Here is a 9,160-nt window from a genome sequence, read left to right as displayed (position 1 = left end):
CACCGGCTGGCCGCGCACGGCCGGGGGGGGGGGGCCCCCCCCCCCCCCGGGCCCCCCCGCCCCCGACCCCCCCCCCCCCCCCCCCCCCCCCCCCCCCCCGCCCCCGGGGGGGGGGGGGGGGTTGGGGGGGGGGGGGGCCCCCCCCCGGCGGGGGGGGGGGGGGCGGGCCCCCGCGCCTGGAGGGTGTTACAGCTTGCCGCGCAGGCCGAGGTAGAAGGTGCGGCCGTTCGAGTAGAAGGCGCGCGGACGGTCCTCGTTCTCGGCGTACATGCGGATCGTCTCGTTGGTGAGGTTGAGCGCATCGAAGGTCAGGGTCAGGCGCTCCGTCAGCTTCAGGTTGACCGAGGCCGCCACGTTCTTCATGCCGGCCACGTGCTGGCTGGCGCCGCGGTCCACGCCCGCCTTGTAGCGCGAGCGGTAGTTGTAGGCCAGGCGCGCCGAGAAGCGCTCGTTCTCGTAGTAGCCGGTGACGTTCCAGGTGTTCTTCGATGAGTTGAGCAGCTCGCCGCCGTCATCCAGTTCGCCGTCGGCGTGGGTGTAGTTCACCAGGGTGCCGAAGTTGTTCATGAAAGGCTGCTGCCAGCTCAGCTCCAGGCCCTTGTTGCTGCCGGTGGTGTTGAACGGCGACGTGATCTGGTACTCGGTCATGGCCGAGCGCTTGTTGTTGTAATAGGTGCCGGTCGAGGTGCCCTGGGCCACGATCGAGCGCAGGTCCATGTAGAACAGGCCGGCCGACAGCAGCGCCTTGGGCGCGTAGTACCACTCGGCGCCGATGTCGAAGTTGGTCGAACGCACCGGGTCCAGGTTGACGTTGCCGCCGCTGCCGCTCAGGGCGTCGTCGTTGAGCGAGACCGAGCCGCCCAGGGCGCTGTAGTCCGGACGCGCGATGGTCTTGGCGAGCGCGCTGCGCAGGGTCAGTTCCGGCGTCGCTTCGTACTTGAGGTTCACGCTCGGCAGGTAGTCGCGGTAGGTGCGCTTGAAGGTGGTCGGGGTGTAGGGACCGAAGGCCGAGCCGGTGATCGGGGCCGGGCCGCCCGGCAGGTTGACCACCGTGGTCTGGCGCGTCTCGACGGCGCGCAGGCCGAGGTTGCCGCTCCAGTCGGCGCCGCCGAAGTCCAGCATGCCGTACAGCGCCGCGGTCTTCTCGCCCACCTGGAATTCGTCCATCCAGTTGTGGCGCACCACGTAGTCGAGCAGGCGGTTGCCCGGGATCGCGCCCCACACGCCCAGCGCCGCGCCGTTATATTTGAAGTAGTTGGACGAGAGATTGCCGCCCAGGTCGTTGGCGAAGTCGGTCGGGTACATCTCGCCGTTCCACACCGGGCCCGGGTTGGTGAAGCCCAGCGGGCCCGGACGGGTTTCCAGCGGGTGTTCGGCAGTGCGGTGGTGGTCGGTCCAGCGCGCGCCGAAGCGGAAAGCCTGCATCAGCGGATGATCCAGGCGCCACTGGCCGTCGACCTGGGCGTACTTTTCCTGGTCGACCGACTGCGCCTCGCCGCCGCCGGCCCAGGCGGTGCTGCCCGGCGAGGTGGTGTTCCCGCCCGGGTAGCTGACCGAGGCCGGGGACAAACCGTTCAGCGCGTAGACCATGCCGCCGTCGACGTTGTTCTGGTAGAAGACGTCGTCGCGGTCCCAGCCTACGCCGTGGGTCTTGCCGACCTTGCCGGACAGGGTCAGGCGGTCGCTGACCTTCCACTTGCCGTTCAGGTCCAGGTACCAGGATTCGCCGCCGGCGTCCGGGCGGTAGATGTTGTCGACCTCGCCCGCGTTGCGATCGAAGCCCGCCGCCACCAGGGTGCCGTTGCGCACGACCGGGTTGGCCGGGATCAGGTTCATGCTGTTGATCGAGTTGGCCGGCGCGGCCAGCCAGTTGGTGTTCAGGTGCGGCGCTTCGAGCTTGGAATAGAAGCCGTTCAGGTCCACGCTCATGCCGGGCGCGGGACGCGCCTCGATGTCGAAGGCGCCGCCCCGGCGCTTCTTGGTCTGCTCGAACAGGCTGGCGCCGATGAAGGTCGGCACCACCACCCCGCGCAGCGAGGGATCGGCCACCGCCGCCGCGCTGGTGGCGCTGATCGGGGTGTAGCCGAGGATCTCCTGGCCGTCGCGGCGCACGGTAGCCTTCTCCGAGAAGGCCTGCACCAGCACGCCGAAGGTGCTGGCCGCGTTCTTCCAGCTCACCAGGCCGGACAGGTGCGGCTCGGCCTGATCGGACAAGTCGTTGTAGTTGGCCTGCACCGAGCCCTCCACCGTCAGCGGCTGGCGGAAGTCGAGCGGACGGCGGGTGATCACGTTGATGGCGCCGGACACGCCGCCTTCGACCAGGTCGGCGGTGGGGCTCTTCTGCACCACGATCGAGCCCACCAGTTCGGAAGGCAGCAGCGAGAAGCTGCTGGAGCGTCCCACGTTGCCGCCGATCTGGTTCAGCAGGAACCAGTCGCCGGTGCTGATCGCGTGGCCGTTGAACAGGGTCTGCTGCAGGCTGGGGCTGGTGCCGCGCAGGCTGACGCGGTCGTTCTCGCCGAAGCCGCCTTCGCCGCCGGCCGAGGACTGGGTGTTCACGCCCGGCAGGCGCTGGATGGCGTCGGCCACGTTCTTGTCGGGCATCTTGCCGATGTCCTCGGCCGTCACCACCTCGACCACGGCGTCGGCGTTGCGCTTCTGGCGCAGCGACTGCTCCAGCGCGGCGCGCACGCCCGTCACCACCACCGTCTGCGGCGCGGCGCCAGCCTGTTCCTGGGCCCAGCCCTGGCCTGAAGTCATCGCGCAAACCGCCACCGCGCCCGCGATCGCGGTGCGCTTGTACTGCCGTGCCATCCCTTGGTTCATGTGCTCTCCAAAACGTCGATATGTGTTTTTGTTCCGCCCTCCGTGCGCGGCAGCGCGGACGGTCGGCCTTCTTTTCTCATGGTGAGGCGCATTGTGGCGGCAGTTGCCGGCCGATGTTTGTCAAATCTTGCTATCACGCCGGGCGTTTTACACAGCGGACATCATCGCTGTCAGGTGTCATCTTTCTTTACAGCCTCACGAATTCGCACGGCTGTCGAAAAAATTTTTACAACAAAATCAAGGCGCTAAAAATCTGGCATGTTTGATGCTTAACTATTGGATTGTCCGCAGCGGAAATCCCGCTCGGCAACATGTTCGGGGTGATCCGGTTCCCGAAGTCCCGCGTCGCCCCGCAGTCCAACTCTTTCGGAGGCGTACTACATGAATAGATCAGTTCTGGTTGGCCTGGCGTTTGCCGGGCTCATGGGCACCGCGCAGGCGGACGTGTTGCTGAGCGAAGACTTCAATAATGTCGCGGCCTTGCCCGGCCAAGGCTGGGTATTCGACAACCAGAGCGATCCACCCGGCCCTGTCGCCACCTGGTTCCAGGGCACGCCGGAAATCTTCCCGGCCCACATGGGCGCACCCGAGGCCTACATCGCCTCCAACTTCAACGTCGCCGCGCCCGGCGGCATCATCGAGAACTGGCTGATCACGCCGGAGTTCTCGACCGAGATGAACGTCGAGGTCTCGTTCTACCTGCGCGCCGAAGCCTTCGAAAACTTCTTCGACCAGCTGGCCTTCGGCTTCAGCTCGGGCAGCGCCGACCTCGACGCCTTCACCCTGGCCGATCCGATCGTGGTGCCGACCGATGGCTGGACCCGCTTCACCGTCCAGCTGAGCGCCCAGGGCGCCGGCACCACCGGCCGCTTCGCCTTCGTGCACACGGGCAACGCCGACGACTCCAACTACGTCGGCCTGGACACGCTGAGGATCAATTCGGTGCCCGAGCCGACCACCCTGATGATCCTCGGGATCGGACTGGCGGGCGCGGCGCTCGTGCGGCGCCGCCGCATCTGATCAGGGGCCCGTCGCGCACACGGCAACAACTTGTCCGTAGTCCAACCAGGAGAATGTGATGTCACTGAAAGTGCAATCCTGCCGACGCCTGCTGGGCGCCGGCCTGGCCCTGCTCGCCCTGAGCGGCCAGGCGCTGGCCCAGCAAGAACAGTCCGCCCCGGCGGCCGACAACATCACCGTGGTGCGCGACGCCGAAACCGGCAAGCTGCGCGACGCCACCCCCGCCGAGCGCGCCGCGCTGCAGGCGTCGGGCGTGCGCCGCACCCTGCGCGCCGCGCCCCAGCCGGTGCTGCAGAAGTACCACGCCAGCGGCGCCCAGGGAGCGCGCCTGACCGACGACTTCATGAGCGCCGCGATGGCCGCGCGCAAGCCGGACGGCAAGCTCGAGACGCAATGCGTCGAGACCCATGGCAGCGACGCCAAGGCGGCTCCCCACAGCCACGCGCCCAACCTGGATCTGGAGTGATCATGACCGTCAAACCTGCTCATACCCTGGTCGCCCTCGCCTGCGCGTTCACCTGCTTCGCCGCCCAGGCGGCCAAGATCACCATCACCAGCCGCGACCCGGCCGGCATCGGCTTCAACGACCCGACCCCGGCGGCGCCGGTCGGCGGCAACATGGGCACCACGCTCGGCCAGCAGCGCATGAACGTGTACCGCTACGTGGCCGACATCTGGGAAAAGAACCTCGCCAGCGACATCGACATCGTCGTCAGCGCCGGCTGGGAACCGCTGAGTTGCACCGCCAGCAGCGCCGTGCTGGGCAGCGCCGGCGCCTGGAACATCTGGCGCGACTTCCCGAACGGCGTGCCGGGCACCTGGTACCCGCAAGCCCTGGCCAACAAGCTGGCCGGGACCAACCTCAGCGCCGGCACGCCGGACGACGGCAGCGGCTTCGGCAACGCCGACATCAAGACCCAGTTCAACATCAATCTCGGCAATCCCGACTGCCTGGCCGGCAGCCCCTTCTACCTCGGGCTGGACGGCAATGCCGGGACCAAGGTCAACTTCGTGGCGACCCTGCTGCACGAACTGGGCCACGGCCTGGGCTTCTCGGTCATGACGGTCACCACCGGCAACGGGCGGCGCCTGAATGCGCAAGGCACCGCCTTCACCGACAACGGCCTGCCCAGCATCTGGGAACGCCACATGTACGACAACACGGCCGGCAAGACCTGGCTGGCCATGAACAGCGCCGAGCGCGCCGCCTCGGCCATCAATCCGCTCCAGCTGGCCTGGATCGGCCCCAATGCCGCCGGCGCCGCCCCCACCCTGCTCAAGCCGATCGGCGTGGCCAAGGCCATTTCGCCGGCGCCGGGCACCAGCCGCACCGCCGACTACATCCCGGCCAGCTTCGGCCCTGCGCCCAAGCCGAGCGCCACCATGGGCGCCCTGGCCCTGGTCGCGCCGCAGTCCGGCGAAGCCGGCCCCGGCTGCAGCCTCTTCGACAGCGCCAACACGGCGGCGGTCAAGAACAAGGTCGCCCTGATCAGCCGCGGCGGCTGCACCTTCGCGATCAAGGCCAAGAACGCCCAGGACGCGGGCGCAGTGGGGGTGATCGTGGCCAACAACGTGGCCGGGGCCTTCACCGTGGGCGGTTCCGATCCGTCGATCAAGATCACGACCATCGGCATCTCCAAGGACGACGGCGACGCCTTCAAGGCGGCGGTGGCGGCGGCGATCCCCTACGGCAGCCGCAACAAGCCGGGCGCGGTGACCGTCACCCTGGGCCAGGATCCGGTGCGCCTGTCCGGCGCCGACGGCGCCCGCCGTCCGCTGCTGTACACGCCGAGCACGCTGGCATCCGGGTCCTCGGTCTCGCACTGGGACGTGACCGCCACGCCGAACCTGCTGATGGAGCCGAGCATCAACGGCGACCTCACCATCAACCTGAAGCCGCCGTACGACCTCACCGTGCCGCTGCTGAAGGACCTCGGCTGGTAAGCCCGCGGCTCAGGCCGGGAACGGCACCCGCGCCACGGCCTGCTTCAGCGCATCGAAGCAGGCCGGGTCGAGCGCCGTCCCGACCGTCTTTTCCATCATCGCCAGGGCCTGGGGAATCGGGATCGCCCCGCGGTAGGGCCGGGCTGCCGTGATGGCGTCGAAGATGTCGGCGGTCGTGATGATGCGTGTCTCCAGCCGGATATCCTCGCCACGCAATCCGCGCGGATAGCCGCCGCCGTCCAGGCGCTCGTGGTGGCTGCCGGCGATGGCCGCCAGTTCGGCAAAGGCCCCGATGCGGCCCAGGATGGTCTCGGTGTACTCCGCATGCAGCCGCACCGCCTGCCACTCGTCGCGGTCGAGCGAACCCGCCTTGTCCAGCACACTGTTGCTCACGCCCAGCTTGCCCACGTCGTGCAGCAACGCGCCGCGCTTGAGCCAGCGGCGCCGCTGCGCCGGCAGCCCGAGCGCTTCGCCGATCATGTCGGTATACAGCGCCACGCGCGCGCTGTGGCCGCTGGTGTAGGGACTCTTGGCGTCCACCACCTGGCCGAAGGCGGCGGCGATGTCGTCCAGGTAGTCCTCGTCGAGCGCCACTTCGCGCCCGGGCGGCTCCAGCGCGAACACGGCGGCGTCGATGTCCGGCGCGGCCAGGGTGGTCCAGAATCCATCGTGGCGCGCCACCTCGTCGAAGGCCGCGACCAGGCGCGGATCGAACCAGCTCCCGGCGCGCTTCCTTGCCTCCCGCAGGGCCGCGTCGCGCCCGCCGGCGGTATGGAAGACGTCGATCACCTGGGCCAGCAGCGCGATGCGCGCGTAGACGGGAATCGCCTCGCCCGCCAGGCGCGCCGGCTTGCCATGCCCGTCGAAATGCTCGTCGAGCGAATAGACGCCTTCGGCCACGCCATCCGGGAAGCGCAGCAGGCGGGCGATCTCGGCGCCGCGCTGGCAGCGGGTGGCGATCAGGTCCTGGGCGATGGCGGGACCGTCCCTGAGGATGGTCATCACGCTGCGGAAGCGCTCCGTCAGGCCCGCCTTCAGCCCGGTGTGGGTGAGCACGAAGGACAGGACCTGCGGCAGGCTGTCGCCAACAGTCTTGAAGTCGCGCTTGAAGCCCAGGTCGTCGGTCAGATAGAGTTCGCAGATGCGGGCGGCGTTGCTGCTGCAGCCCAGGTCCTTGAGCAGGAGCGTGTAGTAAAGCTCCCATAGCTGTTCCTGCGGCAGGCCGGCAGCGCGCCCGATGTGCATGCCGATCCAGCAGCAGCGCACGCAATGTCCGGCCGGCTGCCCCTCGGTGATGTCGAGCGCGTAGCTGAGCGCGCCGATCAGTTCGGACAGCTTCATGGCGCTGGGCGACAGCGCATCGGGTGGGGCGGCGACCAGGTCCATGATTTAGTTCCAATATGCAATATAAATTGATTCTACGCCACAAATGCGCCCGGCGGACCATGGGCGCCGGGAGGAATTTCCTGGCGCGGCATGTACGCCACGCCATCGTGCTCCAGCCCATCCGCCATCGCAGTAGACTTGGCTCCACCATGACGATACGGAGGCCAGCATGATCGGAGCGACCAATGGCAGTTCCACTTCGGTATGGATGGACACCGCTTCGGTGCCCGTCTTCCCGCCCCTGCAAGGGGACATCGACACCCAGGTATGCGTCATCGGCGCCGGCATCGCCGGACTGACCACGGCCTACCTGCTCGCGCGCGAGGGACGCGAGGTAGTGCTGATCGACGCCCTCGGTATCGGCGCCGGCGAGACCGGGCGCACCACCGCCCACCTGTTTCCGCCCGACGAATGGTATGGCTTCATCGAGGACAAGTTCGGCGCGGCCCAGGCGCGCCTGGTGGCCGACAGCTATGCGCGCTCCATCGACATGGTGGAATCCATCGTGCGCGACGAGGGCATCGGCTGCGAGTTCGAGCGCGTCGACGGCTACCTGTACGCCCTGCCGGCAAACGGGATGAAAGGCACCCACGACCTCGGCAAGGAACAGGCCTGCGCGGCCCGCGCCGGCGTCCAGGCCGAACTCCTGGCGCGCGTGCCGGGACTGCCTTTCGACACCGGGCCCTGCGTGCGCTACGCCAACCAGGCCCAGTTCCATCCGCTGAAATACCTCGATGGGCTGGCGCGCGCCTTCGCCGCCAGGGGCGGCAGGATCTACGGCGGCACCCATGCGCACCGCATCCGCGGCGACCACCAGCGCCAGGCCGTCTCGACCGCCGGCGGCGAGATCCGCGCCCAGGCGGTGGTGGTGGCCACCCACACCCCGTTCAACGACCGGGTCGTGATGCACACCAAGCAGGCCGGCTACCGCACCTATGTGGTGGGCCTGCGCGTGCCGCGCGGGACGGTGCCGCGCATCCTGCTGTGGGATACGGGCGATCCCTACTACTACATCCGCCTGGAAACGCCGGACAGCGCGCGCGGGCACGACGTGCTGATCGTCGGCGGCGCCGACCACAAGGTGGGCCAGGACGACCATCCCGAACACCGCTACGACGAGATCGAGCGCTGGGCGCGCGAACGCTTCCCGATGGCCCAGGAAACGCTGTACCGCTGGTCGGGCGAGGTGATGGAGCCCTCGGACGGGATGGCCTACCTGGGACGCAATCCGATGGACGACGACAACGTCTACGTGATCACCGGCGACTCCGGCAACGGCATGACCCACTGCACCATCGGCGCCATGCTGGTGACGGACCTGATCATGGGCCGCCCCAATCCCTGGAGCGCGCTCTACGACCCGGCGCGCAAGCCGGTGCATGGCCTGGGCGACTTCGCTTCCGAGCAGGCTAATGTCATGGCCCGCTACGGCGACTGGCTGACCGGCGGCGACGTCGACTCGGTGCAGGAGATCCCGGCCGGCGAGGGCGCGGTAGTGCGCGACGGCCTGCGCCGCATCGCCGTCTACCGCGATCCGGGCGGCGCCCTGCACGCGGTCTCGGCCAAGTGCACCCACCTGGGCTGCGCGGTGCACTGGAATTCGGCCGAGCGCTCCTGGGACTGCCCCTGCCACGCCTCGCGCTTCGACACCGAAGGCAATGTGCTGCACGGCCCGGCGCCGACGCCGCTCGAGAAGGTGGAGCTGGCGGTCGAACCGGCGCCGCGGCCGGATGCGCCGCGCGGCGGGGTGCGCCGCCCGCTGCGCTGAGCGACGGACGTGGCCGCGCCGGCGGCCACGTCCCGTACTGTGCTGTTTCCTTCTTTGCATCGCCCCCTCGCGTCGCTGCGAAGCTGGCCCCGCTTGACGTTATCTCTTCTATAAAGAAACGTTGTTTGTGCGCAAAATAGACAGGAAGAAATAGACAGTTTCTTCTAAATGCGGATACTCGCACATGAGGTCGCGCTCAGTTGCGCGCCCGATGCA

General features: G+C 68.5%; 6 protein-coding genes. 4 read left to right on the top strand and 2 right to left on the bottom strand.

Annotation, left to right across the window (positions count from 1 at the left end; all coding sequences use genetic code 11):
* Positions 1 to 186 precede the first annotated feature (186 nt).
* Positions 187 to 2,826: a TonB-dependent receptor gene (locus tag KBW95_RS12225; protein WP_229429709.1), complete on the bottom strand. Its 2,640-nt coding sequence runs from the start codon at positions 2,824 to 2,826 to the stop codon at positions 187 to 189.
* A gap of 381 nt (positions 2,827 to 3,207) precedes the next feature.
* Between KBW95_RS12225 and KBW95_RS12220 the strand changes: the two genes are divergently transcribed.
* From KBW95_RS12220 to KBW95_RS24800, 3 genes are read left to right on the top strand one after another with little or no spacing between them, the layout of a single operon-like run.
* A complete protein-coding gene (locus KBW95_RS12220; RefSeq protein WP_211524926.1) occupies positions 3,208 to 3,846 on the top strand; it encodes a choice-of-anchor J family PEP-CTERM protein in 639 nt (212 codons plus the stop codon).
* 58 nt (positions 3,847 to 3,904) lie between these two features.
* Positions 3,905 to 4,312: a post-PEP-CTERM-1 domain-containing protein gene (locus KBW95_RS12215; RefSeq protein ID WP_211524925.1), complete on the top strand. Its 408-nt coding sequence runs from the start codon at positions 3,905 to 3,907 to the stop codon at positions 4,310 to 4,312.
* Between the two features lie 2 nt (positions 4,313 to 4,314).
* Complete coding sequence (locus KBW95_RS24800) at positions 4,315 to 5,790, top strand: PA domain-containing protein (RefSeq protein ID WP_307727650.1); 1,476 nt, start codon at positions 4,315 to 4,317, stop codon at positions 5,788 to 5,790.
* 9 nt (positions 5,791 to 5,799) lie between these two features.
* Here the strand turns inward: KBW95_RS24800 and KBW95_RS12205 are convergent, their stop codons facing one another.
* Positions 5,800 to 7,176 (bottom strand): HD-GYP domain-containing protein, encoded by a 1,377-nt coding sequence (locus KBW95_RS12205; RefSeq protein WP_211524924.1) that lies wholly within the window; start codon positions 7,174 to 7,176, stop codon positions 5,800 to 5,802.
* Positions 7,177 to 7,345: 169 nt separating this feature from the next.
* Here KBW95_RS12205 and KBW95_RS12200 point away from each other — a divergent pair, with 169 nt between their 5' ends.
* Positions 7,346 to 8,944: an FAD-dependent oxidoreductase gene (locus KBW95_RS12200; RefSeq protein WP_211528363.1), complete on the top strand. Its 1,599-nt coding sequence runs from the start codon at positions 7,346 to 7,348 to the stop codon at positions 8,942 to 8,944.
* Positions 8,945 to 9,160: the final 216 nt, after the last annotated feature.

Source organism: Massilia sp. ZL223, from assembly GCF_018119395.1.
Classification (GTDB): Bacteria; Pseudomonadota; Gammaproteobacteria; order Burkholderiales; family Burkholderiaceae_D; genus Telluria.
Note: the sequence above shows the minus strand (reverse complement) of the source record. Positions and strands in the feature narration are given on the sequence as shown.

Coding starts and splice junctions, on each gene's coding strand:
- KBW95_RS12205 (WP_211524924.1), bottom strand. CDS start 7,176: ATGGACCTGGTCGCCGCCCCACCCGATGCGCTGTCGCCCAGCGCCATG.
- KBW95_RS12200 (WP_211528363.1), top strand. CDS start 7,346: ATGATCGGAGCGACCAATGGCAGTTCCACTTCGGTATGGATGGACACC.
- KBW95_RS12215 (WP_211524925.1), top strand. CDS start 3,905: ATGTCACTGAAAGTGCAATCCTGCCGACGCCTGCTGGGCGCCGGCCTG.
- KBW95_RS24800 (WP_307727650.1), top strand. CDS start 4,315: ATGACCGTCAAACCTGCTCATACCCTGGTCGCCCTCGCCTGCGCGTTC.
- KBW95_RS12225 (WP_229429709.1), bottom strand. CDS start 2,826: ATGAACCAAGGGATGGCACGGCAGTACAAGCGCACCGCGATCGCGGGC.
- KBW95_RS12220 (WP_211524926.1), top strand. CDS start 3,208: ATGAATAGATCAGTTCTGGTTGGCCTGGCGTTTGCCGGGCTCATGGGC.